The 24,818-nt window shown below is 33.6% G+C and carries 31 protein-coding genes and 4 pseudogenes; 15 read left to right on the top strand and 20 right to left on the bottom strand.

The window, feature by feature from the left end; translation table 11 throughout:
* The first annotated feature begins 78 nt into the window (after positions 1–78).
* Positions 79–582, top strand: a complete 504-nt coding sequence (gene hmoB, locus ACUXEY_RS03705; protein WP_002150035.1) for a heme-degrading monooxygenase HmoB — start codon at positions 79–81, stop codon at positions 580–582.
* A gap of 148 nt (positions 583–730) precedes the next feature.
* Here hmoB and ACUXEY_RS03700 read toward each other — a convergent pair whose 3' ends face one another.
* The 6 genes from ACUXEY_RS03700 to ACUXEY_RS03675 form a co-directional block, all read right to left on the bottom strand.
* Positions 731–2,149, bottom strand: coding sequence for a PH domain-containing protein (locus ACUXEY_RS03700; protein ID WP_461300122.1), 1,419 nt, complete (start codon positions 2,147–2,149; stop codon positions 731–733).
* Positions 2,142–2,618 (bottom strand): PH domain-containing protein, encoded by a 477-nt coding sequence (locus ACUXEY_RS03695; RefSeq protein WP_461300121.1) that lies wholly within the window; start codon positions 2,616–2,618, stop codon positions 2,142–2,144. The genes ACUXEY_RS03700 and ACUXEY_RS03695 overlap by 8 nt, the downstream gene beginning before the upstream one ends.
* A 73-nt stretch (positions 2,619–2,691) precedes the next feature.
* Positions 2,692–2,988, bottom strand: coding sequence for a protoporphyrinogen oxidase (locus ACUXEY_RS03690; RefSeq protein WP_429600806.1), 297 nt, complete (start codon positions 2,986–2,988; stop codon positions 2,692–2,694).
* A 249-nt stretch (positions 2,989–3,237) separates the two neighbouring features.
* Positions 3,238–4,227 (bottom strand): hypothetical protein, encoded by a 990-nt coding sequence (locus ACUXEY_RS03685; RefSeq protein WP_429600807.1) that lies wholly within the window; start codon positions 4,225–4,227, stop codon positions 3,238–3,240.
* Positions 4,228–4,882: 655 nt separating this feature from the next.
* Positions 4,883–5,272, bottom strand: coding sequence for a hypothetical protein (locus ACUXEY_RS03680; protein ID WP_461300120.1), 390 nt, complete (start codon positions 5,270–5,272; stop codon positions 4,883–4,885).
* Between the two features lie 366 nt (positions 5,273–5,638).
* Positions 5,639–7,231: an S-layer homology domain-containing protein gene (locus ACUXEY_RS03675; RefSeq protein WP_461300119.1), complete on the bottom strand. Its 1,593-nt coding sequence runs from the start codon at positions 7,229–7,231 to the stop codon at positions 5,639–5,641.
* Between the two features lie 280 nt (positions 7,232–7,511).
* Here ACUXEY_RS03675 and ACUXEY_RS03670 point away from each other — a divergent pair, with 280 nt between their 5' ends.
* Positions 7,512–7,895: a hypothetical protein gene (locus ACUXEY_RS03670; protein ID WP_461300118.1), complete on the top strand. Its 384-nt coding sequence runs from the start codon at positions 7,512–7,514 to the stop codon at positions 7,893–7,895.
* 74 nt (positions 7,896–7,969) lie between these two features.
* Here ACUXEY_RS03670 and ACUXEY_RS03665 read toward each other — a convergent pair.
* The 7 genes and pseudogenes from ACUXEY_RS03665 to ACUXEY_RS03635 all read right to left on the bottom strand — a co-directional run.
* Positions 7,970–8,113, bottom strand: a pseudogene (locus ACUXEY_RS03665) (CPCC family cysteine-rich protein); the annotation flags it as partial.
* 22 nt (positions 8,114–8,135) lie between these two features.
* Positions 8,136–9,587: a PH domain-containing protein gene (locus tag ACUXEY_RS03660; RefSeq protein ID WP_429600814.1), complete on the bottom strand. Its 1,452-nt coding sequence runs from the start codon at positions 9,585–9,587 to the stop codon at positions 8,136–8,138.
* Positions 9,580–10,056 (bottom strand): PH domain-containing protein, encoded by a 477-nt coding sequence (locus ACUXEY_RS03655; RefSeq protein WP_461300117.1) that lies wholly within the window; start codon positions 10,054–10,056, stop codon positions 9,580–9,582. Before ACUXEY_RS03655 ends, ACUXEY_RS03660 begins: the two co-directional genes overlap by 8 nt.
* Before the next feature lie 79 nt (positions 10,057–10,135).
* Positions 10,136–10,303 (bottom strand): hypothetical protein, encoded by a 168-nt coding sequence (locus ACUXEY_RS03650; protein ID WP_000783807.1) that lies wholly within the window; start codon positions 10,301–10,303, stop codon positions 10,136–10,138.
* Positions 10,304–10,305: 2 nt separating this feature from the next.
* On the bottom strand, positions 10,306–10,887 hold the full coding sequence (locus ACUXEY_RS03645) for a TetR/AcrR family transcriptional regulator (RefSeq protein WP_061672948.1): 582 nt from the start codon (positions 10,885–10,887) through the stop codon (positions 10,306–10,308).
* 201 nt (positions 10,888–11,088) lie between these two features.
* A complete protein-coding gene (locus ACUXEY_RS03640) occupies positions 11,089–11,385 on the bottom strand; it encodes a hypothetical protein (RefSeq protein ID WP_001137435.1) in 297 nt (98 codons plus the stop codon).
* A 14-nt stretch (positions 11,386–11,399) separates the two neighbouring features.
* A complete protein-coding gene (locus tag ACUXEY_RS03635; protein ID WP_461300116.1) occupies positions 11,400–12,647 on the bottom strand; it encodes a lipase family protein in 1,248 nt (415 codons plus the stop codon).
* A 62-nt stretch (positions 12,648–12,709) separates the two neighbouring features.
* Between ACUXEY_RS03635 and ACUXEY_RS03630 the strand changes: the two genes are divergently transcribed.
* The 3 genes from ACUXEY_RS03630 to ACUXEY_RS03620 all read left to right on the top strand — a co-directional run bounded on the left by ACUXEY_RS03630 (position 12,710) and on the right by ACUXEY_RS03620 (position 13,900).
* On the top strand, positions 12,710–13,039 hold the full coding sequence (locus ACUXEY_RS03630) for a DUF1433 domain-containing protein (RefSeq protein ID WP_097907656.1): 330 nt from the start codon (positions 12,710–12,712) through the stop codon (positions 13,037–13,039).
* A gap of 110 nt (positions 13,040–13,149) precedes the next feature.
* Complete coding sequence (locus ACUXEY_RS03625; protein WP_461300115.1) at positions 13,150–13,467, top strand: hypothetical protein; 318 nt, start codon at positions 13,150–13,152, stop codon at positions 13,465–13,467.
* 115 nt (positions 13,468–13,582) lie between these two features.
* Positions 13,583–13,900 (top strand): hypothetical protein, encoded by a 318-nt coding sequence (locus tag ACUXEY_RS03620; RefSeq protein ID WP_127813678.1) that lies wholly within the window; start codon positions 13,583–13,585, stop codon positions 13,898–13,900.
* A 69-nt stretch (positions 13,901–13,969) separates the two neighbouring features.
* On the opposite strand, the pseudogene ACUXEY_RS03615 reads toward ACUXEY_RS03620, so the two are convergent.
* Positions 13,970–14,200: pseudogene (locus ACUXEY_RS03615) on the bottom strand (peptide ABC transporter substrate-binding protein); the annotation flags it as partial.
* A gap of 167 nt (positions 14,201–14,367) precedes the next feature.
* On the opposite strand from ACUXEY_RS03615, the gene ACUXEY_RS03610 reads away from it, so the two are divergent.
* Positions 14,368–14,691 (top strand): hypothetical protein, encoded by a 324-nt coding sequence (locus tag ACUXEY_RS03610; protein WP_071729444.1) that lies wholly within the window; start codon positions 14,368–14,370, stop codon positions 14,689–14,691.
* Positions 14,692–14,746: 55 nt separating this feature from the next.
* Here ACUXEY_RS03610 and ACUXEY_RS03605 read toward each other — a convergent pair.
* Positions 14,747–15,072 (bottom strand): annotated as a pseudogene (locus tag ACUXEY_RS03605) (lipase family protein); the annotation flags it as partial.
* Between the two features lie 64 nt (positions 15,073–15,136).
* Here ACUXEY_RS03605 and ACUXEY_RS03600 point away from each other — a divergent pair.
* The 4 genes and pseudogenes from ACUXEY_RS03600 (at position 15,137) to ACUXEY_RS03585 (ending at position 16,808) form a co-directional block, all read left to right on the top strand.
* Positions 15,137–15,470 (top strand): annotated as a pseudogene (locus ACUXEY_RS03600) (hypothetical protein).
* A gap of 258 nt (positions 15,471–15,728) precedes the next feature.
* Positions 15,729–16,049, top strand: a complete 321-nt coding sequence (locus ACUXEY_RS03595) for a hypothetical protein (RefSeq protein WP_202283694.1) — start codon at positions 15,729–15,731, stop codon at positions 16,047–16,049.
* Positions 16,050–16,159: 110 nt separating this feature from the next.
* Positions 16,160–16,480, top strand: coding sequence for a DUF1433 domain-containing protein (locus ACUXEY_RS03590; protein ID WP_461300114.1), 321 nt, complete (start codon positions 16,160–16,162; stop codon positions 16,478–16,480).
* A gap of 64 nt (positions 16,481–16,544) precedes the next feature.
* Positions 16,545–16,808, top strand: a complete 264-nt coding sequence (locus tag ACUXEY_RS03585; RefSeq protein WP_461300113.1) for a hypothetical protein — start codon at positions 16,545–16,547, stop codon at positions 16,806–16,808.
* Positions 16,809–16,937: 129 nt separating this feature from the next.
* On the opposite strand, the gene ACUXEY_RS03580 is transcribed toward ACUXEY_RS03585, so the two are convergent.
* Entirely contained in the window at positions 16,938–17,237 is a 300-nt protein-coding gene (locus tag ACUXEY_RS03580) for a hypothetical protein (RefSeq protein ID WP_098133216.1), read from the bottom strand.
* A gap of 13 nt (positions 17,238–17,250) precedes the next feature.
* Positions 17,251–18,483: a hypothetical protein gene (locus ACUXEY_RS03575; RefSeq protein ID WP_461300112.1), complete on the bottom strand. Its 1,233-nt coding sequence runs from the start codon at positions 18,481–18,483 to the stop codon at positions 17,251–17,253.
* A gap of 59 nt (positions 18,484–18,542) precedes the next feature.
* On the opposite strand from ACUXEY_RS03575, the gene ACUXEY_RS03570 reads away from it, so the two are divergent.
* Together ACUXEY_RS03570 and ACUXEY_RS03565 are read left to right on the top strand one after the other, a co-directional pair.
* Complete coding sequence (locus ACUXEY_RS03570; protein WP_461300111.1) at positions 18,543–18,863, top strand: hypothetical protein; 321 nt, start codon at positions 18,543–18,545, stop codon at positions 18,861–18,863.
* Positions 18,850–19,113 carry a hypothetical protein gene (locus ACUXEY_RS03565; RefSeq protein ID WP_461300110.1) on the top strand — a complete coding sequence of 88 codons (264 nt, stop codon included), beginning with the start codon at positions 18,850–18,852 and terminating at the stop codon, positions 19,111–19,113. Before ACUXEY_RS03570 ends, ACUXEY_RS03565 begins: the two co-directional genes overlap by 14 nt.
* A gap of 637 nt (positions 19,114–19,750) precedes the next feature.
* Here ACUXEY_RS03565 and ecsC read toward each other — a convergent pair.
* Genes ecsC through ecsA form a run of 3 tightly spaced genes read right to left on the bottom strand, consistent with a single transcriptional unit; the run spans position 19,751 to position 22,419 of the window.
* Positions 19,751–20,458, bottom strand: a complete 708-nt coding sequence (gene ecsC / locus ACUXEY_RS03560; RefSeq protein WP_461300109.1) for an ecs operon protein EcsC — start codon at positions 20,456–20,458, stop codon at positions 19,751–19,753.
* Between the two features lie 13 nt (positions 20,459–20,471).
* Complete coding sequence (gene ecsB, locus ACUXEY_RS03555) at positions 20,472–21,683, bottom strand: ABC transporter permease EcsB (RefSeq protein WP_001089118.1); 1,212 nt, start codon at positions 21,681–21,683, stop codon at positions 20,472–20,474.
* Entirely contained in the window at positions 21,676–22,419 is a 744-nt protein-coding gene (ecsA, locus tag ACUXEY_RS03550; protein WP_001292603.1) for an ABC transporter ATP-binding protein EcsA, read from the bottom strand. Before ecsA ends, ecsB begins: the two co-directional genes overlap by 8 nt.
* Positions 22,420–22,978: 559 nt before the next feature.
* Here ecsA and ACUXEY_RS03545 point away from each other — a divergent pair.
* The 3 genes from ACUXEY_RS03545 (at position 22,979) to ACUXEY_RS03535 (ending at position 24,817) form a co-directional block, all read left to right on the top strand.
* Positions 22,979–23,413 (top strand): HIT family protein, encoded by a 435-nt coding sequence (locus tag ACUXEY_RS03545; RefSeq protein WP_001016833.1) that lies wholly within the window; start codon positions 22,979–22,981, stop codon positions 23,411–23,413.
* 185 nt (positions 23,414–23,598) lie between these two features.
* Complete coding sequence (locus ACUXEY_RS03540; RefSeq protein WP_087957636.1) at positions 23,599–23,961, top strand: YtxH domain-containing protein; 363 nt, start codon at positions 23,599–23,601, stop codon at positions 23,959–23,961.
* 298 nt (positions 23,962–24,259) lie between these two features.
* Positions 24,260–24,817 (top strand): HTH-type transcriptional regulator Hpr, encoded by a 558-nt coding sequence (locus ACUXEY_RS03535; RefSeq protein ID WP_000834920.1) that lies wholly within the window; start codon positions 24,260–24,262, stop codon positions 24,815–24,817.
* Position 24,818 lies beyond the last annotated feature (1 nt).

Genomic DNA, 24,818 nt, shown 5'->3' with positions numbered 1-24,818 from the left:
TATCTTTATGTATATAATCTTCGAAGTTTTTTAAGAGAGTTGATATAATAGAAACAAATAATTAAAGGGGGCATTAAAATGAAGGCTATTATTTCATACGAAACACCTCTAGAACAAGCACATTTCACTGCAAAAAATAATGAAAAAGATATGTTTTATAAAGAAAATACAGAAGAATCTGTAGAAGGTTCTCTTCAGTATGACGTACTAGACGCTGTTGGAGAATTTAAAGGACAACCTGGCTATATCGTTTGTAACAACATTTCTGTAACAGACGAAGGTCGCCCAGTATTTGAAAACCGATTCAAAAACCGCGCAGGCCTTATTGAAAACGAACCAGGATTTCAAGCGATCCGCGTTCTACGCCCATTAAGTAACGATACATATGTCATCTTAACGATGTGGGAAACGGAGCAAAACTTTAAAGACTGGACAGAATCACGTTCATTCGAAAACGCTCATAAAAAACGCCCTGCACAAGCAGAAGGGCAAGCTCAGGCTCAAGCACATCCCCATGCAGAGCAGCAAAAAAGTATTTTCTCTCGTCCTTCATTTGTGACTACTTTTGATGTGTTAGTTTAGTTTTTTTGTACTGTGGTTCCTCCAGGAATGCGGTAAATGAAATTATATAGGCGATTTTTCGAATATATCGGCGCAACTCGAAATATATCAGCGATTTTTCAGATATATCGACTTATCGACAAATGACGACACAAAAAAGGAAACACCATTATGCACCGGTGTTTCCTTTTTCTTTATACCAATTATATATACGTAGCGCGTCTTCTTTTCGCATATGCTTCACTTTATATACATGCCCTGCTACTGATACGACAGCTGTACATAGCTCGTCTTTCTTTTGAAAATGCGACTGACTATATCCTACTGCTTGAACATGCCTTCTTCGCATAATCCCCGTATATTTCGCGATCCCTCGGTGCACCATGACTAACTGATTGTTTCGTATCATATATCCACCACTTTTATACCGTGCGTATGCAAGTAGTGTAAATACGATAAATAATGGTATTAGAGTGAATAACGCAACATTTTGTTTAAAATATATACTCGCGCCGGCGATCGGCACAGCAAGCACTGCACTTGTAATCCAGCACATTATTACGTAACGACGTAATGCAGCCTTCGGTAAATGAACGATTTCCTCTTCCATTTCATACGGTAACTGCAAATACGTAAGTAACTGCTGGACATCTTTCTTTTTCATAAAGGGATGTAGCATTACTTCATTTCCAGCCGCTTCTATACTTTGAATAACTTCTACTTCAACAGAACAATAACCGAAAGGCTGACGGAGAATGCCTTCTTTCACCGTGATCGCTTGAATGCGGTGTAATTTTAAAACGAACTCTTTCTTATCAAATAACCCTTGTACGATGCGAATTTCATTTCCTTTTCGCTCTATTTTAAAGTTCGCATATTTTAACGCATAACCAGCTGTTGAAATGACCCACGAAACCGCCATTAAAATCGCAGCCATAACGATTAATTCATATACACCGTTATCCATTACATACGCTTCTACTTTATCGATGAGCCATTCTGGTAGAAACTGATTAAACTCTGTGTAAAGGATGACTAACATAGAAAATACTAATCCAAATCTACCAGATGTAATAGAGGCGAATAAAATTTCTTTCGCTGTTAACTGATAAATTGTCTTATTTTCTGTCGTCGCGGGCTCTTCTTCAGTCACAATGCTTCTCTCTTTATGTAATAAAGAAATCAGTTCCTTCGCTTCACTTTCTCTAATGCCAGCTAACATCACTTCCGGCTCAGTACCACCGCCGGCTACTTCTATGTTTAATTTCGTCAATCCAAGCACTTGATAAATGATGTTAGAAGACGTACTAATATTTTGCACACGTTCTTTATTTAAGTAGCTTTCCTTCTTAACGAACACACCGTGCTTTATATGTACAATATTATTTTCAACCCAGTACACTTTGAAATACCATTTTATAGCTGAGAAAATTGCCATAATAAATAATATGGCCAAAAGAACGAGATGAAAGAAATACCAAGGTTTTACTTGGCCATCTGATTTAAATAAAACAAGAAAAATAAAAGGTAACAAAGTTGCAACTCGAATACCTAATAAAATCGTGATTGGATGTTGCCTCTTATACATCCTCATCACTCACTTTCGCAAGTTCTCCAATTTGTTTTTTCAGCTGCTCTGCTTCTTCTTTCGTTAAGCCTGGAATACTATGCGAAGTTGCCGCTGTTGAAATATGTAATTCTGCTAAATTATACTTTCTCATAATTGGGCCCTGTTCAATCGTTACGTGTTGCACACGAATCATCGGAATAAGTACGCGTTTTACAACGAACATTCCCTTTTGAATCTCAATCTCTTCTTCATTTAATCTGTAACTATAATAACGTTGACGTAAATTTGGAAACACAAAATAATCAAGCGGGATAAATAAAATAGCGCCTGTTACTAATAAGCCAAACAACCAACCCCACCAATTAAAATTGATCATAAAAAAGAAATATGCAATTACGACTGCTAGTATAACTGCCACCCCAATTAAAGCGTGAATTCGCCACACTTTCAGCATATTAGAATGAATCTCCCTTTCTAACGGCTGCATCTCATCACTCCAATTATATGAATTTATTAATTACATATTAGTTGGTATATACATATTTGTAAAATTATAGTTTTTACATCGTATCCATCATTTCTTTAAAATTGCCTTCATGAATCGAATACACTTGAAACTGAATGTAATCTATTTCATTTGTATTCGGACAGGCATATGGCAAAATGGTGAATTTAGAAGCTGATCTTCCTAACATATCTACAATCATTAAAGAAACGTCAATATACTCGAAGTCTACACGGAACACTACCGCTTCCCCCGTAAATTCATAATCTTTAATCGCATCATACGACTTATTCGCACTAATTAGCATCACTTTTAATAGTTGGTTTAAATTTTCTGGTTTAACATTAATCATATACGTAGCTCCTTTTTTCAATAAAACACTATAAAAACAGTGTAATCTTATTATTTCATAGCTTTACACATCAATGATATAAAAAATAAAGCTAGTTTTTTATAAATTTTTTGATATAATTACTTACGGGAAACGGGAAGATATTTATTTTCCCTTGTGTTTTTATTTGCATCTAGTACTTTTGCTAGATGCCTTTTTTTATGCTAAAAAAGGTACCCTCAAATACTTTGAGGATACCTTTTCATCGATTTAGTGCATTTCAATAATTGTACCGTCTTCGAATACTTTGAATACGCCAGTAAATCCTGCTCCAGCTGCGCCTTCTATTTTATATGTTGTACGCACTCTAATTTGATAATATTTCTTTCCATTTTCTACTTGCGTATTCTCTAGCGTGTAATCATAATCTTCTTTATATTCATTTTTGATATATTCTTTCGCTTTCTCAAAAGTAAATGCATTTTGATTCTTTCCTGTTTCTACTTTTTGGTTCTTTTCTGCTTCTACCTTTTGATTCTTTTCTGTCTCAGTTTTTTGGTTCTTCTCTGTTGCTACCTTTTGATTTTTTTCTGCCTCAGTTTTTTCGTTCTTTTCTGTTGCTACCTTTTGATTTTTTTCTGCCTCAGTTTTTTGAGTCTTTTCTGCTGCTACCTTTTGATTCGTTACTACATTTGTTTTTTGTGCTTTCGCTGCTTCACTCTTTGCAGTTTTTTCTTCTTCATTCATTTTAGTAACTAATGCTACCGCTTTTTTATTATATTCTTCAAGATTCTTGTTATCTTTTGTTTCTCCAACTAGCTTATTTAAGATCTCTTTCGCTTCTGCATAATTTTTCTTACTTATTAACTCTTCACTTTTCGTCAATTGCTCACTATACTTCTTTTTTTGCTCTAAGATGGCTAGTAATGCTGTGCGTTCTTCCTTTGCTTGTTTTACAAGCGTAGCATTTCCATTCTTCATGTTCTCTACTTTTTCAAATGACTTGATTGATTCTTCTATCTTTGTTTCCTCTTTTAACTTCACTGCTTCAATCATTACTTTCGTTTGTTCTACAAGCATCTTTGCATCTGAATCGTCTTTTTTCTCATCTAGCGCTTTTTCAAATGATGATAGGGCATTTTTATATTCTTTATTCGTTAACGCTGTCTTCCCTTCATCCATTGCTTTGTCAAAATTTCCATTACTACATCCAGCTAACATTAAAAACGTAAGTCCAATTACCATTAATAACTTTTTCATTTTTTCTCCTCCTATATATCCCTAAAACGATAACAGCATATGTATAAAAGTCTGTGTAGTAATTAGACTGAAAATAAAGATGTACTTTGTGTGTGGGAAAGGAAGTACATTTCATTTACTATCATTACTTAAAACTCCTAAATAGTTGGTAGTTGGTTTTCTTCTTCTTTTAAAGACAGAAAGGAATTTTAATAATGTGCGTAAAGCTCTCACCAGGCTCTTTACTACACACACTCTTATACACATAGAAAAACTATTTTTAGGTTGCTATTTTTTTAACTTTACATGTTCTCGATTAATTGAATACGAACCTCATTTCGTAACATACCGAAAAACAAAAGAAAACAAACCGTAACATAAGTTACCGTTTGTAACTTTTCTGTAACACAAATGTAACATAAGGTTTTTGAATATACAATAGTTTTTTTTACATTATTTTCCCCGGTCTATATTTTTAGAAAACAATAAACTTCCAATCCTTAGTGTAAATAAGGATGCAAAGGATCTCTCCTCATTATCAGCAAGTTGAAAAATAAACAGTACTCTGAAACAAAAATCCCTTACGCTAAATAAAAAAGCCAACTTCTTTACATGAAAAGAAATTGACCTTTTATTTTATTCACTTTAATCCCTATGTATTCAAACATTTATTGTACTACTGATACCTTTTAGCGACTAAAAATTCGATAAAAGGCAAAGTTATCATTGATATTCCTAGTAATAACAACAAAAAAATATTTGTTGTCCCATTTATAAATTTATCAGCAAATACAGCTCCTAAAATAAAAAATGTAAGAATGAAATAACTTACTTTTGAGCTTTTTTCTGTAATTCTTTGTCCAAGTTCTTCCTCTTGTAATATTCCATCTTTTTCTTCTTTTGTTCCCCAAGTAACCGATGAGAAAAATATCATTACTAAACAGCCAATAGTAATGACTTCATTAAAACCGACATCTTTTCCTACTATAATCTTATAAATTGTAAAAGCTATTACGATTAAAGCAGCTATCCCAAATATGATTGAACCGATTGTCCGCGTTCTCATTACTACACATCCCTTTCATTTGTTAATACACTATGAACTTACATTACAAAAATCCGCTACTTTCTCTATACTTCCTTAATCGATTACATATTGTTTTTTCAACCAACATATGTAAAATACTTTTTACATACTAAAATTGTAAAAAACACTAAGTTAATTGTCAAATACTTTTTACACATTTATCAGAAGATTTATTCTTTAACCTCTAGAAATTACAAACAACCGTTTATGAAACCTGCCTAACGTATCGTAAATCCAAGTTTTTAATGAAATAATCCATTAGCGTTTGAGATTAACAAAAAAGCCTACTAATGAAAGTAGAATTAAAATAATGCCGTATAAATTATATTTTTTTAGAGTATCAAATTAATAATTTGTCAGTTCATTTTCAGGAGTTTGAATAATAACGGGATTTTTCTTTGGATCAATCCATCTTAAAATATCAATAACATTTTGTTTATCTACACCTGTACACCCTTCTGTCCATGAAGTAGAGACGTGGAAGAAGATTGCGCTTCCTTTGTATGGTGTACGTGATTCGGTATTATAATTAATTACGAATCCATAATCATATGCTGGAATATACATATTTTCAGCTGATTTCCATCTACCTCTTACTGGCTTTTCTTGCAGCGTATTATAGTATGGGGATTTAGAATCATCTACCCATACATGATTTGGTGTTAAATTAATAAAGGGCAGTTTCGTGCCTGGATTCCCTTGTCTACCGAACGCTGAACCAATTGTGTATTTTCCTCTAGGCGAACTCATACCACTTTCACTCATCTCAACTGCAAAACCTTTTTTCCCAATATATCCATTTATATTCTTTTGCTCTCTCCATTTCCCATTTGAATTTTCAAATGTACGAATTTGAGCTTGATTCGTATGATAGCCTTTTGTTGTAACTAAAATAACTTGTTGATTATTTTGGATCGTTTTTAAGTTATCAATAACTGTTCGAGATTCATTCGTATTCATCCATTGTAGACCAGCACCAGTTCTTATACGCAACCACGTACCTCTTTCTTCCACTACTGTCACCATTTGCGGTGTATATTTTAACAGTACATTCGCTGAGTCTGCTGGATAATCATATGTAAAAAAGTCTCTATTAATATGAATTCTTTTCTCGTTTAATAAAATCCATTTAAGCCCTTGGTATGTATTGATTTTAACCCAGCCATCTCCTCTTTCTTCATACACTGTTACAGTTTGCGGTGTACATTCAAAAGCGATTCCTGAAGATAATGAGGCATCGTGATAAGCAAAGAAAGATTTGGACATTTGAATTTGTTTACGCTTAAACTCTTTATCTTTTGAAGTATCTGTTCGAGCGACTAAACTTACAGTTTCAGCACGAGTAATCGTTTGATCCGGCTTCCAATTATCATTACCGTATCCACTTGAAATACTTAATTCAACCAAGGTATTTACATGTTTCTCGCTCCAGTGCCCTTTTAAGTCTGTAAATACTGTTGGAGGATTCCCTGTCACTTTCTCTTGCAACTTGTATGCATTTACTAACATAGAAGCCATCGCACCTCTCGTTAGCTTTCCATTCGGGTTGAACTTCCCGTTCCCATCCCCTTTAATAACACCAGCTTTTTCTATAGCGGCAATATATGGAGCTGCCCAGTTCCTTTTGGAATCCTCAAAAGTAGGCGTTGCCGATTGATCGACAGGAAGGTTCAATATTTTCGCCATCATTGTTGCGGCTGCGCCTCTATCTATCTCTAAATTTGGTGAAAACGTGCCATCAGGCATACCTGACAATACATTTTTATTTATAAGATAATCTACTGACGGCTTTACCCACCCCGGGACATCAGGGAAACTACTTGGAACTACTTGTGCTTCACTCTTCGTTACGTTTTCCATTTCAGCTAAAGAACTTGAAGAAATAGAAAGAGATCCTACCGCAATCATACCTATCGTTGCTATTTTTATAAGTTTCATATTTATACATGTTCCCCTTTTCTTAATTAAACTAACTCATAGCACTCTTGTGATTCATTTCACAAAAACTATCGTAATGACAGATCAAACAAATGTTAATTATAACCTTTTATCCTAAATATTCCAATAGTTAATTTAAAAGGAAAAAATGTATGTTTATATTAGAAGCAAAAAAATAAAGCTAGTTTTTTCTATACTTGATATAATCACAGATAGAAGATTTTCATTTGCGTCTAGTTCTATTGCTACATGCCATTTTACATAGTCTCGGGGGATAATAATGAAGAAATTTACTGTTAGCTATATAGCATGTTTACTAGCTTTCTCTACTATTGTGAATGTTTTACAGTATACAAGCGTTCCAAATTATGCGGATTCATGGGGACCGATTTGGGTATCTATTATTATGTTTTCAATTCTTGGAAGCATTCCTGTTCTTATCGGTTGTTTATTAGGTGAATTTTGTTATAGAAAAATAAAAAGAAGTCACGAATTAAAAATTGGGATTCCTTTATTTATATTGTTAGGTATTTCCTACAGTCATTTATTCTTTATGTGGTTTAACGACAGAGATTTTCTATCCTTTACTTTAGAAACCTTTCTGAATACTGGCCTTCCTATTACTGTATCATCTTTAATGTTTTATCTTATAAGACGCCGTTAATTCTTTCATCATTACATAAAAAAATGTTATTACTCCTGTTTACATCGAGTAATAACATTTTTATTTCAAGCTATTTAACAAATTGGCTTCCAACTAGCATCCTTCACATCTTTACTAGTCGGCTTTCTAACTGATTTCACAAAATATTCCTCACAAGCATCAAATGCAATGAAGTTTTTCTGTGCTTGTCTTAACGAGACTTCATTTGCCCCGCCTTCCGCAAAAGACGAGCCATTCTATTTAATCCTCACTTAATTCCTTCTTATACCAACCCTGCATTCTCTCCGCATCTTCTACTCTCGTATGCTCTAATTTATAATCCGATGATGCGTTAGAGAATTTATACGTACATAGATTTGCACGGCGCTGGAAATAGGATTGTGTCTTTTCCATTGATTGGACGTGCCTTCTTCTAACAAGTCCTGTATATTTGCCAACGCTGCGATATACAAGCGTAATTTGCTCTCCGTTTACACTGTAACCATTTGTTTTAAATGTTGCGTATCCAAGTGTAAAGATGAGAATCGCTAGCGGAATTAATGCCCACATGATGAAGTGCTTTTCAAAGTATATACTTATTCCAATAAGCGGGATTGCTAGCATAGCGAAAAAGATGAAACTATCAATGAGATAGCGGCGTAATGCTGCTTTTGGTAATGAAATAATGTTTGTATTCAGTTCGTATGGTAATTGTAAATGCGCGAGTAACTGTTGTACGCGATCTTTTCGAATGATTGGGTGCAGTGTAACTTTTTCTTTCTCGTCACCCAGTCCTTTACTTTGAATCACCTCTACTTGTACAACGCAATAACCGAATGGCTGACGTAAAATACTTTCTTTTATCGTAATACCTTGAATACGGTGCAATTTTAGGACGAGTTCTTTTTTCTCAAGTAATCCTTGCGAAATGCGGACTTCGTCATTCCTTCGATTCACCGTGAAATCTCCATGTTTTAGCGCATAACCGATTGTCGATATAATCCACGAAAGGACAATCAAAATGGCTACCATGAAAATCAAGCCATATATATCATGTTCCATTACATACGACTTGACGCCATTCTCTATCCATTTCGGAATGTACTCATCTACTTGATGATACACGAAAAAGATTAATGAGAATAATAGTCCAAACTGACCAGATGTAACAGACGCTAGTAAAATTTCTTTCCAAGTTAATTTATATTCAGTCGCTTGTTTTTCTTCTGTAATGATTTCTTTTTCTACTGTATTTTCTGTTGCTTCGTCTAACGTTTCTTCTGCTTTCACTTCTGGAGTTGGCTCATTTAGCATTGTAATAAGCTCTGTTGCTTCTTCTACTGTAATACCAGCTAAGCTTACTTCTGCATCATCACCCCCGCCAGCTGTTTCAATTTGAATCTTTTTTAAGCCAAGCATTTGATATAACACGTTAGAACTTGTATTAATCGTTTGCACACGTTCTTTATTTAAGTAGCTCTCCTTCTTCACAAAGAGCCCTTGCTTCACATGTAATACGTTATTTTCAACCCAGTATGTTGTGTAATACCATTTTTCAAACGCTGAAAAGACGGTGAGTAAACCGAATGCAGCGGGAATTAAATACCAAAACGGGAACTTTCCGTTTAAACTAAACATGAAAATAATGAGTGGTATAAAGTCTGTTATTTTTAATTCTAATAACATCGTGATCGGATGCTGCCTCTTATACATCCTCATCACTCACTTTCGCTAATTCTGCGATTTTTGTTTTCAACATTTCTGCTTCATACATCGTTAAGCCTGGGATGCTGTGAGAAGTTGCCGCTGTAGAAATATGTAATTCTGCTAAACCATATTTTCTCATAATCGGTCCTTGTTCAATTGTCACGTGCTGCACACGAATCATCGGTACTAATACGCGCTTTACCACAAAAAGACCGTGCTGAATTTCAAGTTCTTCTTCATTTAATTGATAACTGTAATAACGTTGACGTAGTTTCGGGAATAAGAAGTACGAAAATGGTGTGAACACAACTGTTAGCCCAATCATCACATACAAAATCCATGCCCACCAATCAAACTTTATCATGAGGAAAAGGTAAGCTAAAATGACGAGAATACCGATCCCTTCTTCAATTACAGCACGAACTTTCCACACCTTGACCATGTCAGGATGAATTTCATTTTTCAATGGATCCATGTAACCACTCCAAATCTAGTAATCTAATATACGAATACTCTCAATCTATATTTTACATAACTTTACAGAAAATTGTAATTTAATTATCTTTCTTCTCAGGAATAAAATATCCGAACCAAAGTAGCCAAATGAAGCCGATTAACTTCATCCAGCTTCCATCTGCCTGAAAAGCTTCAATCATACCTGGAATTTTATAAATCCCAATGAATCCAAGAAAACCGAGCCACCAGTTTTTTTGCATTTTCACTTCTATTCCTCCTTCATAACGTTTTTCACATTTCGAATCCAAATTTCTTTATACTTTAACTCGAATCCCATTAACATGTAATTACTCATATTATCGATCACGAGCGCTAACGTATGAGCATTTTCTTCCGTTGCCTGCTGTGACACAACGTCAAGTTCTACACCTTTCTTCAATAAATCGTGGAAACCATTTAAGAAATCTTCTTGTATTTCAAATAAGCGTTTCTGATACTTTTCATTTCGCGATGCAGTTACGATGAATTCATTTATAACGCGTAATATTCCTTCTTGTCCTTCATACTCAGAAAGCATATGTAAACCATCTGAAATTAACTTTTCTGCAAAGTTTTCTTTCGTATATTGTTCTTTATCGAAATAACTCACGAAATGATACCCAGAAAAAATTTCTTCAAATAAAAAATCGACTAACGCTTCTTTAGAAGAAAAATGATAATAAATAGCCGGTTTTGAAATACCTACCTCTTTCGCAATCATGGAAAGGCTCATCTTCTCAATGCCATGCTCTGCCATAAGTTTAAATGATGCCTCGACAATGTTTTGCGATGTTTGTAAATTCTTTGTCATACTGTACCTCACTTATTTTTACTTACCGGTCGGTAAATAAATTGTAAAATAAAAAATAATCATTTGCAAGTTTGATTCAAAACTGTATATTACTTTTTCAATCTACATTACGGATTTAGAATCATATTCCTTAATAATGACTACAATAATCTTGAATCCAGTTAAACTACAAAAAGCACCTTTGTGAGTGCTTCTTGTAATTTAATATTTAGGCCCCATGTAATCATAACTTTGATCTAGCGCTTTTAATAAATCAATCGCACCCTTTAACTCTCTTTTATCAGACTCTAATTCTTCCATCCTTCTTTCGATATCTTTTTTAAAAGATTCTAAATCGCTAATGGCCTTCTTCCCCACTCCAAGTTGCGACCAGCTTGAAAGAAGTAAATTATGTACATTACTTACAACTCTTTTATTATGATTTAAGTCTTGAATCATATGGTCAAATTGTTGTAAAGCTTGGTTCAATGCTTCTTCATTTAAGTAAATTCTCGGCATCTTAATCTTCTCCCTTAATATTGTTGATCCGTCTTCTTATAATCATCGGCTTTCTTCTCAATAAAATCTGAAATTTCCGTCGCTGTTCGTATGTACCAAAAACTTAAATGCTCTACATGTGCACGTATATTATTTACTTTAGCTTCTACCCGTCTACTTTCAGCCGTTTCTAATAATGTCATCATATTAGAAATTAACCTCGGTACTCTATCTTGAAATTCTTGCGCGTTTCTCTTCATATCTCTTACGGCTTGTTCTAAATTCTCTACCACTACACGAATCTCTCCCCCGCCTAATAACGCGCCTGGTGAATCATAAACTCTTTCATTCGTGTCTACATTTAACAAGTATTTATTGGATAAAGACCCATTCTCTCCAAACCGGAAGTTTTGATCTGTTTGATAATGATAACCAGGGCCACTTATCGAATTTAAAAATCGAGTAACCTCCATCCCAAGCTTTTGCTGTAATGATAGCTTTGACATTTCTTCTTTCGAAATTGGTGGGGTTACCGCATAAGTAGAGCCTATATGACTTTCATATGCACCAAATGGTCCATAGCCAATTGAATCATTTCCGTGAACAACACTTACAATTCTATTATTAAACTCACCATTATTTGCTCTTTCTTGTAAATCAGGCGGTAACAAATGTTTTGCACTCGGCGCATTCCATGACATACATCTTACATTATCATTAGATGCCGCTGCATACTCTGCTAAAGCCCCCCCTAACGAATGACCCGTCGTATATATCTCTACATCATCCCTGTCCTTGTATGTATCCGTTACTTGTTTCATGACCCTTTCAGCTTGTTCGAATTGATTATGTGTTTCCCAGCGCTGATTCTCTTCATTCCAATATTTCTTTGAACCTTCATTCTCAGTCCCTGCTACAGGAGGTGCTGCTGGTTCATGAACACCTTCTCGTAATACAAAATGATTCGTATCCGTTTTTAAATCCTTCATACCTTCCCCTGGTTTCATCGGAATGCCTAAAGAGTTTTTCTCTATAATTTTATCTCCTTCTGTTCCTCGGAAAGATACCATAACTTGCTTTTTCCCATCAACATCTCGTTCAAAGACTACTGCGTCCATTCCGGTTTGTTTGTCGTGGAATGTTTCATTTACGCCCCACTCTTGCATTACATTATTGCTACTATCTTTAATATAAACTCTATCTTTAAGTTTCTTATCATTATAATATGCCATATTAGATAATTGATAATATGTACTATCTAAAACTTGATTATTTCCAGTCATCTTTTCTCCTCCTATAAAAAAAGTATTATAATAATTAAGATAACATTTTTTGGAGGGTAATTATGGCAAATAAAAACAAAAAAATTAGTTTTTATTTAGTTTTAATTCTTATTCTTACTATATTAGGAGGGTGTACTGTGAAACAAGAACAAGAAGAACAACAAATAATTGAAAAGGCCAAAGAAGAAACCATTCAATATTTCAAAAAAACAGAGGGCTTAGATGTATCAATTACTGATCATGAATTTGGACCAAAAGACTTTCAAACTATCTCTATATCAGGCTATGTGACTAATGATAAAACTAAAGAATTTACTGCTTCAGTTGAATACGCAAATAATTATCATATCGGCGCTATTTCAACCACCAAAAATTTAGAGCTTAAAAACTAATAATCCAGGCACTTTAGAGTGCCTTTTCTTTATACTTCACCACACAATGTTCAGTGAATATAAAATTTATTGAAGAGGAATATAACGCAACATTCATGGAGTGATTATTCGTGAAAAAATATGCTATAAGATTATTCTTTATCTTTACACTTATCCTTTTAGGAGGATGTACGATAGATCAAAAAAATACTGAACAACAAATAGTTGAAAAGGCACAAGAAAGAACAATCCAATACTTCAAAGAAAAACAAGACTTAGATGTAGTAATCACTGATTATAGATTTGGTCCAAGTGATTTACAAGGTATCTTTATCTCCGGCTATATAAAAAATGATGAAAGCAAAACATTTAATATTACAATAGAATACGGTGGAGATGAATATACAATAGTTTCTATCTCTACAAGTGAAAATTTACATTTAAAATAATAAAGAAAAGGCACTCTTTTAAAGAGCCTTTTCTTTATACCCCACCACACAATGTTCTGTGGATATAAAATTTAGTAAAGAGAAATATAACGCAACATTTATGGAGAAATAATAATTGAAAAAATATTATTTAGGACTAATCATAATTTTTACACTAATATTTTCAGGGGGATGTAGTATGAATACTGATAAAAAAAATGCAGAACAAAAAATAGTAGAAAAAGCAAATGAAACAGCCATTAAATATTTTAAGGAAAAAGAAAATCTAGATGTAGTAATTACTGGATATGAATTTGCTCCGAGTGATTTTCAAACTGTTTTTATAAAAGGACATGTTAAAGACGATAAAACTCAAGCATTTACAGTGCATGTCGAATATGGAGATAGTGATTATAGAGTCACTTCTAGAACATATTCTGAAAGTCTAGAATGAAAAAACTAGGTCATTAGATACTCACTAGAGTTTCTTTTTTAGTTACCATCATACCGCAATGTCATTTCATTATTTAACTTCAGTCCATTTAAAATTAAATTCTCCCTCAAAATCATTCGTCACAAGCCCTTTAATAGACGAGCGTTATAAGTATGAGCGTCCCGTTTGATAGAAAGGAGTTACTGCACCATCTTCTAACAAGATTTTTCCCGCTTGTATCATCGCTTCCCAACATGCTTTTTCATCACTAGATAAATCAGTTTTCCCCTTATGAATTAGTTCATCAATTACCTTTGTTGTCGGTGACCTCAATACTGTTTCCTAAATTCTCATCACCACGATAAGCAAACCTTGACAGCTGATAATAACTAGAATCTAAAACTTTATCATTTTCCTTCAAAACATCCCCACCACCAGATAATTTAATATATTCTAAATATAAAATAACATTAATGGAGGGATTTTGATTGAAAAAAAATGGTATAAGGTTATTCATTATCCTTACACTTATACTTTTAGGGGGATGCAGTATGAATAATAAAACAAATGAAGAAAAAGAAATAGTAGCAAAGGCAGAAGAGGTAACCATTAAATATTTTAAAGAAAGAGAGGAGCTAGATGTAGTAATTACAGGACATGAGTTCTCCCCCAATGATTTTCAAACTGTTTTTATAGATGGACATGTTAAAGGAGATAAAAGCAAAACGTTTGGAGTAGGTGTAGAATATGGGGGTGGAGAGTATAATATAAGTTCTAGATCATACTCTAAAAATCTAAAATTAAAAGAATAATCATTAGACACTCACTAGAGTGTCTTTTTTACGTAAAATATTTTAGCATATGAATTTCTTTCTTAACAAAATAATTTGTATCTGTTTTTAAATCCTTCATACCTTCTCTAGCTTCATCAGAACGCCTAAAGAGTTTTTCTCTATAATTTTAGTCCCCCAGAAAGCTATCATAACTTGCTTTTCCCCCATTCACATCTCTTACAAAGACGACTGCGCCTATTCCAATTTATCGTGGAATGTTCCTCCCTTTTCCTATGTTTGTAAACTTCGACCTTCTTTATTGGTAATAACAACTTCTTCTTCAATATCTTTATCAGATTTATACGTTGTGTCTACTAATTGATAAAAAGTAGAATCTAAAACTTCATTTTTGTTACTCAAAACATTTTTTTCTACAACATTTGATATATTCTTATAATTAAGATAACATTTCCGGAGGATAAATATGGATATTACAATCAAAAAAATTAGTTTTTTTCTATTCTTTATATTTATTTTAAGTATTTTAGGGGGATGTACTATGGATCAAAAAAAACAATGAAGAACAAATAGTAAAAGAAGCAAAAGCGACAACCATTACATACTTTAAGGAAAAGCAAGATTTGGACGTAGTAATTACTGGGCATGAGTTTGGTCCTACAGACCTACAATCCATTTATATCTCTGGGCATGTCAAAGATGATAGAGACAAAACATTTAATATAACTATTCAATATAGCGGAGATAAATACACGATAGGTTCAATTTCTAAAAGTAAAAGTTTAAAATTAAAATACTAACGCTTCCAATGATTTTCAAATATTTTTTATAAACTGACATGTTGAAGATAACAAAAATAAGATTTTTTCTGTGGACGAAGAATATGATGGAGGAGATTATCATATAAGCCGTATATCTCATTCAAAAAATTTAGAGCTTAAAAACTAATAATCCGGGCACTTTAGATTGCCTTTGCTTTATGCTTCACCACACAATGTCCAGTGAATATAAAATTTATTAAAGAGGAATATAATGCACTATTAACGGAGTGATTATTCGTGAAAAAATATGCTATAAGATTATTCTTTATCTTTACATTTATCCTTTTAGGAGGATGTACGATAGATCAAAAGAATGAGGAACAACAAATAGTTAATAAAGCTACAGAAACTACAATTCAATATTTTAAAGAAAAAGAGAATTTAGAAGTAATAATTACAAGTCATAAATTTGCTCCTAATGATTTTCAAACAGTTTTTATAAATGGACATGTTAAAGATGACAAAAGTAAAACTTTTTCTGCGGATGTAGAATATGGGGGCGGAGAATATCATATAAGCTCCATGTCTCATTCAAAAAATTTAGAGCTTAAAAACTAAGTACCCGGGTAATTTAGAATGCTTTTCTTTATAACCCCACCCCACAATGTTCAGTGAATATAAAATTTAGTGAAAAGGAATATAACGCAAGATCCATGGAGTGATTATACATGAACAAATTCGGTACAAAATTATTCTTTATTTTTACACTTATCCTTTTAGGTGGATGTACGATAGATCAAAAGAATGAGGAACAACAAATAGTTAATAAGGCTAAAGAAGAAACTGTTAAATACTTCAAGGAGGAGGAAAACGTAGATGTAACTATTACTAAACATAAATTCACTCCAAATGATCTGCAAACAATTTTTATATCTGGTTATGTAACGGATGACAAAAACAAAGAATTTAGTGTTGCAGTTGAATACGCTAATAACTATCACATCGGTTCCATTTCAACCACCAAAAATTTCGAACTAAAACACGATTAGTTAACGATTCGTTTTATATTATTTCTTTATAAAAAATAATATAAAGAAATTTCAGGAGATACATATGGATCAATCAAAAAAGAAAAGGGTTATAATTTTAATCATTTTAGCAATTATAGTTTTAGTCTTAGGTTGTACTACATCCTATATTCACGATAGAAATATAACTAAAGAAAAAGCTACTGAAGTTGCAATAGAAACTATGAAGAAAGAAAAAAATATAGACTTTGTGGTAACCAATGTAAAAATTCAACAATTAGAACTTGCGGGCTTTATTAGAGTTAGAGGGTATGATAAAAACAATAACAAAAAAAACATTACGTTGTAATAAATAAAACCCAAAATTATAAAGTTGCATATTGGGGCGGAGAATAAAGTGAAACTTTAATCAGTGGGGTTTTGTTCGTCCACATTGATTATTAGCAAAAGAAGCACTTTTATAAGCGCTTCTTTTAATTTAATATTTAGGACCCATCATCATAAATTGATTTGAGAAAGCTTCCATTGCTTTTCTATATCTCTCTAAATCATCTTGTATTTTTCTAAACTCATCAATTCTATAGACTAGTTCTTTATCCACTTCACTTAATCTTCTTTCAATTTCTTTTGCTGTATTCCCTTCCCAGCTATGTGTCAATAATACTTTAATTGAATTTACGTTTTTTCTATGATTTTCCAAATCTGAAATGCATGATTCTAAATCATTTTTTGCGCCTATCACATCAACAGCATGTGCAATAACGTCATAATTTTTCACAAAAATCCCTCGCTTAATTTTGTTCGTCCACATTTTTAAAGTTATCTGCGCGTTGTTCAATAAAATCGGCTTCTGAACGAATACGCTCCATATATCCCCTTTGGAATCCGTATACGCTATATGTAACTGTATTAATTAAATTCCCTTCTACGCTAGCTGGTGATTGCTGTAAAATATTAATAATTTTGTTACTCGCTTGTACTAACTTTTGATTAATGTCATCAATTTCTCTTTTTAAATCTTTAGCAATTTGGTTTACCTCTTCCACTGATAAACGAATTGTTATTTCACCAGCGCGAGGTGAAGATAAAACCCTTTGACCAGTTTCTGCATCATACATATTTGGCATATTAAAATAACCATATTTATCTTGGCTAAAGTTATCCATAGAATGAAATTTCGGTCCCATAAATCCCATAAAAAAACGAACAGCATTATAACCATTTATTAAAAATGACGAATATGGAATAAAGCCACTTACATCGTGCAACTTAGAATCATTTTTCGCATCTGGTTTATCTGTATAATACAAATGTCCTATACGGCCTCTATTTTTATTATCATTCCCTCTAAAACCTGTAAACACTGTATCATTAGGGTTTCCATAAGTCGTGATTAGATTTTTATAATCTCCTCTTAAAGCCTTCTCTTTTTTATCTTTATGTAATAAGTCTATTACATTAGGTGCTTCAAAACTTACAACTGGTACATCATTCATAACCCCTGCATATTCACCTAAACCACCACCTAAAGAATGACCAGTTAATGTAAGATCATACCCATCTAAACCATTTTTAGGATCTGCTATATAATTTTTTACGTCTTTTGCTAAGTCATCTGCATTCGTAAATTGACTTTCTTCTACTGCTTTTTTAGCCCTTTCTTTAGCTGTGGCAAAATTAAATTGCTCAGTTAAAGGCAGTGATGAAGTATCAATTTTATTTAAATTATCTAAACTATCTTGATTTTTTCTAACACGCCCCCCCACAACATCAAATAAATCCGCATCATAAAAATCAGGTGCCTCCCAAGAACCACGATAAGCAATAACGATTTGTTTCGTTTCATCATTTTTATAAATGGTTGCATCAAAACTATTTTTTGTATTATGAAGAACTGCTCCATCAATTTCTACTGGTTTCCAAACCTCCTTGTGATTTCCAATTTCTACTTCTACTCTTTCCGCTTTTCCATAACTCTTACCAGCTAATTCAACCAAAGTTTTATCACTAATAGAACTTCCCATACTCTTCTCCTTTGTAAATGATTTATAATGTTATTATAAATTATTTTAGGAGGAAAAAAATGGGTAAAGCAAAAAAAAAGAATATTATAATATTTATAATGATAACGGTTATTATCTTAGCCATAGGCTGTACTACATCCTTTATTCACGATAGAAATATAACAAAAGAAAGAGCTGCTGAAGCTGCTATACAACATATAAAAACAAAAGAAAATATAGATGTTATAGTAACTAAAGTCGATATTAAATCCGCTTTTCAAGGGGGGTTTATTGAAGTTAGAGGATATGCGGAAAATGATAAAAAAAGAAAGTTTTATGTCACAGTAAGCAAAAAACAAAATTATTCTATCATGGGTTGGAATTTAGATGATTCTCAATAAGAAACAAAATATTTTCATATTATTATCCGTAATAATTATGATGTTAATCATAGGTTATATAGCAAAGTTTATTCATGACCAAAATGCTGCAAAAGAAAAGGCTGCTGAAGTTGCAATAGAAACTATGATGAAAGAAAAAAAAATAGATTTTGTGGTAACCGATGTAAAAATTCAACAATTAGAACTTGCGGGCTTTATTAGAGTTAGAGGGTATGATAAAAACAATAACCAAAAAAACTTTACGTTGTAATAAATAAATCCCAAAATTATGAAGTTGCATATTGGGGCGACGAATAAAGTAAAATTTTTATCAGTGGGGGTTTTGTTCGTCCCCACCTAACTTCTGTGCTCCAGACGAATTTGGGGCGAGATAAGATTATAATGAACGCCTAAATAAACCCATACCACCAAAAACACTCATAGATTGTATCTATAAGTGTTTTTTGCATCCCTTAAGTACAGTCGAGAAACATACAAACTATTAAAAAACGTAAGGACACCTAGTACATCAAATGTGTCCGCATCATAAAGCAAACTCCGAAAAGCAATAACAATTTATTTTGATGCAACTATTTATAAAATTATGTAATGATACAGAACTAGATATTTCAATAGCTTCCCAAGTTTCTTTATGATTCCAAACTTATTCTTGATAAACAAACAAGGGAATTTGAAAGTTACTATTACAAGTCACCGATTTCTTCTAATGATATCAAACCGTTTTTACAACTAATCAATAATTAGTTTACAACTTCAATCGATTATCAAAATAATATCGGTTCTACCTAAAACGCTGAAAAGACAATCTGAATTATACCTTCTTCTTTTCAAGCATTAATCATTAAAACAAAAAAGCATCCTAAATCACAATTTAGGATGCTTTCTTGTTAATCCTTATTCAACAATCGCATACGATAACAATTCATCGTTACTTCTCCAAGTCGTTGCAATAATTGATAGTTCGCATAGGCGCCGACCGGGGCACCGATTATTGGTACGAGCTGAAGCATTTTTGCTAAATCGATATAGTCTCGGTACTCTGTTTGGAACTTTTCCCAGTTCATATGATTTTCTTCTTCTGTGTCCCACGTTTCGATTGCTTTCCATATTTCTTTTCGGTGATCGTCACTTGAAAAGGCAAGCTGAAAGACGTGAAGGATAAAAAGGCGCTCTTCTTTGTCGCTCGTATCAAATCCGTACAATGTTGCTGCATCGAATAAAAATTTAATTTTAATGCCGAGTAAAAGCGGAAAGTCAGCAAGGCCAAGGAGAATACCGCCAGCTCCCGTCCCTGCTCCTTCTGCCGCTGCTATTTTTTTGTACTCATCCATTTTTTTACGTACTTCGTCGTCTCGTCTTTGCAATGACCAGTTCGTCTCTTTTAATTTCGGCTTTATAAAGTTTGATCCGGCACTAATCGTTTGCACCATCATCCGAATCGTTTCTGTTAATACTTTTTGCACTTTCGCCGGAATAAGCTGTTGTACTTTCGTCTGCACTTTCTTAGAGAACCGCGTCATCATAGAAGAATCTTTCATGAATGTAGCTTTCCACTGCTCCAATTCTTTTATAACCTTCTCTTCGTATGTAATCATAGGTTCATTCCCTTCAATTTAAACGCTCAATACGTTTCGCCCCGTATTGATAAACGAAACCGATACTAAATATTATGCTTACGACTAATAAAATTCCCGTCATCATGAAATCTTTCGTCGCAAGGGCAAATATAACTGTAAATACAACGCTGCCAGTAAGAAGAATTGCATTTAATAAAGTAAGAAAATCTTTCTTCTTCTCTTCTCCCCCGACCGGATACAAATCAAGCCAAATCTTCATGCGGTGATGTTTCCATAAAGTTAATAGCTGATAACCGATTAAGTATAGGAAAATAAGGCTTACGATAAATCGTCCATATAAAAACGGAATAAAGTAAAGAATAACTCCTCCAAGAGCAAGCAGACGCACATACAAACCGAAATAGTTACCAGATCGTAAAAACGTTCTCGTATATAAGTATAAATATGTACGCTTTTCACCAATCATTGAAAGAATGAAATCGAGCCATTTTCGACGTGCTACTCTTTCTTTTAATGCTGGTACATCAACGAACATATTCGCGATGCGATACAGCAGCATCATCTTCTTACCCTCTTCAGAAATTAAATACTCCCAGTTTAGCGGCTTTCCCTTCACCATTTGATGCAGTACTACGAGGTATAACACCATGAGAAGGATGATTCCGCCAATAAATATAACGGAAGTACGCTCTACAAGGAAGTACACAAATAAGCCGTTTAAAATAAAACGAATGAACCAATCAGCTCTTTGTATATTTTGGTCTGTTAAAAATGATTTTTCCCACGCGACGAATAAGTTCCACGCTTTTACAATGACAAACGCGAGTACAATCCATATGTAAGCCGCTCCTGTTTGCTTCATTTGCTGGAAGTATAACGGGGCAAGCGCTGCCGCTACGATTGCGATTATGTATAACTGAATCATAAACGTAAAAAGAAATGCCTTTGTGAAGTAAGGTTTTAATTTTTGTTCAACTGGCAGCAAGTAAACGAGATCCGCTTCTTTTAATAACGTTTGAATGGATCCGGCCGTTAATACGAGACCAAGCAACACTGCCATAACGAGTGCTGTCGGAAACGAAGGTGTTAACGTTTGTAACCATTGCTGGTAATAATACGCTCCTGCGCCGATGATGAATACGAAAATAAATTTCAAATGATCATTAAATACGTATTTACTATATGTACGAACTTCTTTTAGAAAGTGACGAAATCGTTCTTTCCATAATGCTGTGCTATTCATAATCTTCTTCCTTCGTTAATGCAATATAAATATCATCTAACGTTGCACCTGGCATATTAAACTGTGATTGCAGTTCAGATAATGTTCCCTTCGCTCTCACTTCACCTTGATGCAGAATAATGAACGAATCACAATAACGCTCTGCCGTCGCTAAAATGTGTGTACTCATTAAAATTCCTGCACCACTCTTTTTCATTTGATCCATCATTTGAAGGAGTGATTGAATTGCTAACGGATCAAGCCCAACGAATGGTTCGTCCACAATGTAAAGAGATGGCTCCACTAAAAATGCACTCATAATCATTACTTTTTGTTTCATCCCTTTTGAGAAATGAGACGGAAACCATTTTAAACGATTTTTCATGCGAAATTCTTGTAATAGTTGTCCTACACGTTCTTCATATTGTTTTTCATCGACACCGTACGCCATCGCTGTTAACTTCAAATGTTCTTCTAGCGTTAGCTCATCATATAATACTGGTGTTTCTGGGATGAATGAAAAACTAGAACGGTACGCTGTCATATCGTCACGAATTGTTTTCCCATTAATTGTGACAGTTCCTTTTTTCGGTTCCATTAAACCGATAATATGTTTAATCGTCGTACTTTTACCCGCTCCATTTAAACCGATTAAGCCGACAAGTTCGCCTTTATTAACAGAGAACGAAACATCTTTTAGTACAGGTCGTTTCGTATATCCTCCTGTAACATTTTCTACACGCAATAACTCGCTCATACGACACCACTTTCTTCATTTATAATCGTTCTATATTCATCTTACCAAAAATTACGCTGTACTACATAGTATCGATGCGTTCAAAAAAAATTTAAATTTGTTCGCATATATTTTTATGAAAGCGGACATCATAATTAGTGAAGAAGGAACACATTGAAAAAGCGACCACCAATTGATGAGTACAACAACATAGTGAAGTCATCATGAAATGGGGTGTCCATGTTGGACAAAGAAATTTACACATAACCAGATCATTTGTTTCATTTTCGAAACGGGGTGTCTCCGAAAGAGCATATACTGTTTTAAAAAATAAACAATTTCCCTTTATAAAGATTGCAATTCATTTCACTTGAAAATGGGGTGTCTACGGCAGAAACTTTAGCCGATTTACCGTGCATTTCTTAAATAAATGAGGTGTCTGCGAAACGTAAATTACGATAATGCTTTTTCAATCCCTCTTCAGAAAACAGGAAGCTGAGTCAGCTTCCTGTTTTTCGTGTTTGTTCTCTTATGTAATTATGGTAAAATACGGCTAAGGATATTCGAAAGGATGAGATCAATGAATCATACAGCGGATAATTGTATTTTTTGTAAAATTATTGACGGGCAAATCCCTTGCTCAAAAGTATACGAAGATGAACATGTGCTTGCATTTTTAGATATTAGTCAAGTAACAAAAGGACATACCCTTGTTATTCCAAAAGTTCACAAACAAGACATTTTTGCGTTAACGCCAGAAATCGCATCACACATTTTTTCTGTCGTTCCGAAAATCGCAAATGCGATTAAAGCAGAGTTTCATCCAGTTGGCTTTAACCTACTTAACAATAACGGTGAAAAAGCTGGACAAACTGTGTTCCACTTCCACCTTCATTTAATTCCACGCTACGGTGAAAACGATGGTTTCGGTGCTGTTTGGAAATCACATCAAAATGAATACACAATGGAAAATTTACAAAACATCGCAAGTACAATTGCAAATAGTGTGAAATAGTGACACTATAATAAGAAGTAATACATAACAAGCCACTTTCCTAAAGTGATTAAATATTGCACGGCTTGTTTCTTCACTCAAGATACCAGGGAATGTGCATCGCACACTTTTCTTTCCCTTGTCTTAAAGATATGCATATTTTTTCACATCATGAATACGAACAAAAAATAAGGAGGTTTCCTTTTATGTCAAAAGCTAAATCCTTTATTACAGGTGTCATTTGCGGCGGGGCAGTTGCTGGATTAGCCGTTCTTTTCTCTACTCCTTCTTCTGGCAAAGCTATGCGCGGTAAGTTAAAAGAAAAAGGAAATGATATTAAAAAGACTTTAGCTGATATTACAGCTGATACAAAATTATTAAAACGTCAAATCGTTGAAACTGCTTCAGAAGGTAAAGAAGTGTTTCAAGAATTAAAAGACGATATGCACGATACGATTTCTAACTGGAAGCAAGACATTTCTCAAAACAAACGCCATATTGAGCAAGAAATTTTGGACATTCAAAAATCAATTGAGAAACTACAAGAAGCTGTTCCGGAAAAAGCGTAAACAAATTCCTGCTTAGTTTTTTGCATATAACAAATATTTTTTATATAAATGGACCTTAACACGGCATATCACACAGATATGCCGTGTTTTTATGCATTTACAATATATGTTATCAATTAACATGTATGGACAACGCATGTATTTGCGACTCATAAAACGCTTCCATAGTTATGCATGATTTGTATAGAATGTCATTTTTCCAAAAAATTTTCACAATTCTCACAAAAAGACTTTATTAATTTTTATTTTACTGGCATAATAGATAGTAATGAAAAAGAATGTTAAAGTGGGTGAGTAAATGAAAAGTGGAGAAAAAGATTACTCGGTAAAAGAAGCGATGATTTTCAGCCAACGCATTGCTCAATTATCGAAAGCGTTATGGAAATGTGTAGAAAAAGATTGGCAACAGTGGATTAAGCCTTACGATTTAAACATTAATGAGCATCATATTTTATCAATCGCTTATCATTTAAAAGGGGCTTCTATTTCTGAGATTGCTAAGTTTGGAGTTATGCACGTATCAACGGCGTTTAACTTCTCGAAAAAGCTGGAAGAACGCGGCTATCTTGTATTCTCGAAAAAAGAAGATGACAAACGAAATACGTACATTGAGATTACAGACAAAGGGGAAGAATTACTACTTCGCTTAATGGAGGAGTATGATCCTGAAAATAATTCTGTATTTAATGGGGCTCTTGCACTTCGTAATTTTTACGGTAAGTTCCCAGAAAATATCGAACTTATCGCTATCTTGCGCAACATTTACGGACAAGACTTCATCGATATTTTTGAGAAATCATTAGAAAATATTGAGGAGAACTTTACGGAATCCGATCAGAAGTTAGTTAAGAAGTAAT

This window comes from Bacillus sp. F9_6S_D1_P_5 (assembly GCF_054823925.1).
Note: the sequence above shows the minus strand (reverse complement) of the source record. Positions and strands in the feature narration are given on the sequence as shown.

Excerpts from the sequence above, each read along its gene's own strand:
- hmoB (WP_002150035.1), top strand. The coding sequence starts at position 79 with ATGAAGGCTATTATTTCATACGAAACACCTCTAGAACAAGCACATTTC.
- ACUXEY_RS03700 (WP_461300122.1), bottom strand. The coding sequence starts at position 2,149 with ATGTATAAGAGGCAACATCCAATCACGATTTTATTAGGTATTCGAGTT.
- ACUXEY_RS03695 (WP_461300121.1), bottom strand. The coding sequence starts at position 2,618 with ATGCAGCCGTTAGAAAGGGAGATTCATTCTAATATGCTGAAAGTGTGG.
- ACUXEY_RS03690 (WP_429600806.1), bottom strand. The coding sequence starts at position 2,988 with ATGATTAATGTTAAACCAGAAAATTTAAACCAACTATTAAAAGTGATG.
- ACUXEY_RS03685 (WP_429600807.1), bottom strand. The coding sequence starts at position 4,227 with ATGAAAAAGTTATTAATGGTAATTGGACTTACGTTTTTAATGTTAGCT.
- ACUXEY_RS03680 (WP_461300120.1), bottom strand. The coding sequence starts at position 5,272 with ATGAGAACGCGGACAATCGGTTCAATCATATTTGGGATAGCTGCTTTA.
- ACUXEY_RS03675 (WP_461300119.1), bottom strand. The coding sequence starts at position 7,231 with ATGAAACTTATAAAAATAGCAACGATAGGTATGATTGCGGTAGGATCT.
- ACUXEY_RS03670 (WP_461300118.1), top strand. The coding sequence starts at position 7,512 with ATGAAGAAATTTACTGTTAGCTATATAGCATGTTTACTAGCTTTCTCT.
- ACUXEY_RS03660 (WP_429600814.1), bottom strand. The coding sequence starts at position 9,587 with ATGTATAAGAGGCAGCATCCGATCACGATGTTATTAGAATTAAAAATA.
- ACUXEY_RS03655 (WP_461300117.1), bottom strand. The coding sequence starts at position 10,056 with ATGGATCCATTGAAAAATGAAATTCATCCTGACATGGTCAAGGTGTGG.
- ACUXEY_RS03645 (WP_061672948.1), bottom strand. The coding sequence starts at position 10,887 with ATGACAAAGAATTTACAAACATCGCAAAACATTGTCGAGGCATCATTT.
- ACUXEY_RS03640 (WP_001137435.1), bottom strand. The coding sequence starts at position 11,385 with ATGCCGAGAATTTACTTAAATGAAGAAGCATTGAACCAAGCTTTACAA.
- ACUXEY_RS03635 (WP_461300116.1), bottom strand. The coding sequence starts at position 12,647 with ATGACTGGAAATAATCAAGTTTTAGATAGTACATATTATCAATTATCT.
- ACUXEY_RS03630 (WP_097907656.1), top strand. The coding sequence starts at position 12,710 with ATGGCAAATAAAAACAAAAAAATTAGTTTTTATTTAGTTTTAATTCTT.
- ACUXEY_RS03590 (WP_461300114.1), top strand. The coding sequence starts at position 16,160 with ATGAACAAATTCGGTACAAAATTATTCTTTATTTTTACACTTATCCTT.
- ACUXEY_RS03585 (WP_461300113.1), top strand. The coding sequence starts at position 16,545 with ATGGATCAATCAAAAAAGAAAAGGGTTATAATTTTAATCATTTTAGCA.
- ACUXEY_RS03575 (WP_461300112.1), bottom strand. The coding sequence starts at position 18,483 with ATGGGAAGTTCTATTAGTGATAAAACTTTGGTTGAATTAGCTGGTAAG.
- ACUXEY_RS03570 (WP_461300111.1), top strand. The coding sequence starts at position 18,543 with ATGGGTAAAGCAAAAAAAAAGAATATTATAATATTTATAATGATAACG.
- ACUXEY_RS03565 (WP_461300110.1), top strand. The coding sequence starts at position 18,850 with ATGATTCTCAATAAGAAACAAAATATTTTCATATTATTATCCGTAATA.
- ecsC (WP_461300109.1), bottom strand. The coding sequence starts at position 20,458 with ATGATTACATACGAAGAGAAGGTTATAAAAGAATTGGAGCAGTGGAAA.
- ecsB (WP_001089118.1), bottom strand. The coding sequence starts at position 21,683 with ATGAATAGCACAGCATTATGGAAAGAACGATTTCGTCACTTTCTAAAA.
- ecsA (WP_001292603.1), bottom strand. The coding sequence starts at position 22,419 with ATGAGCGAGTTATTGCGTGTAGAAAATGTTACAGGAGGATATACGAAA.
- ACUXEY_RS03545 (WP_001016833.1), top strand. The coding sequence starts at position 22,979 with ATGAATCATACAGCGGATAATTGTATTTTTTGTAAAATTATTGACGGG.
- ACUXEY_RS03540 (WP_087957636.1), top strand. The coding sequence starts at position 23,599 with ATGTCAAAAGCTAAATCCTTTATTACAGGTGTCATTTGCGGCGGGGCA.
- ACUXEY_RS03535 (WP_000834920.1), top strand. The coding sequence starts at position 24,260 with ATGAAAAGTGGAGAAAAAGATTACTCGGTAAAAGAAGCGATGATTTTC.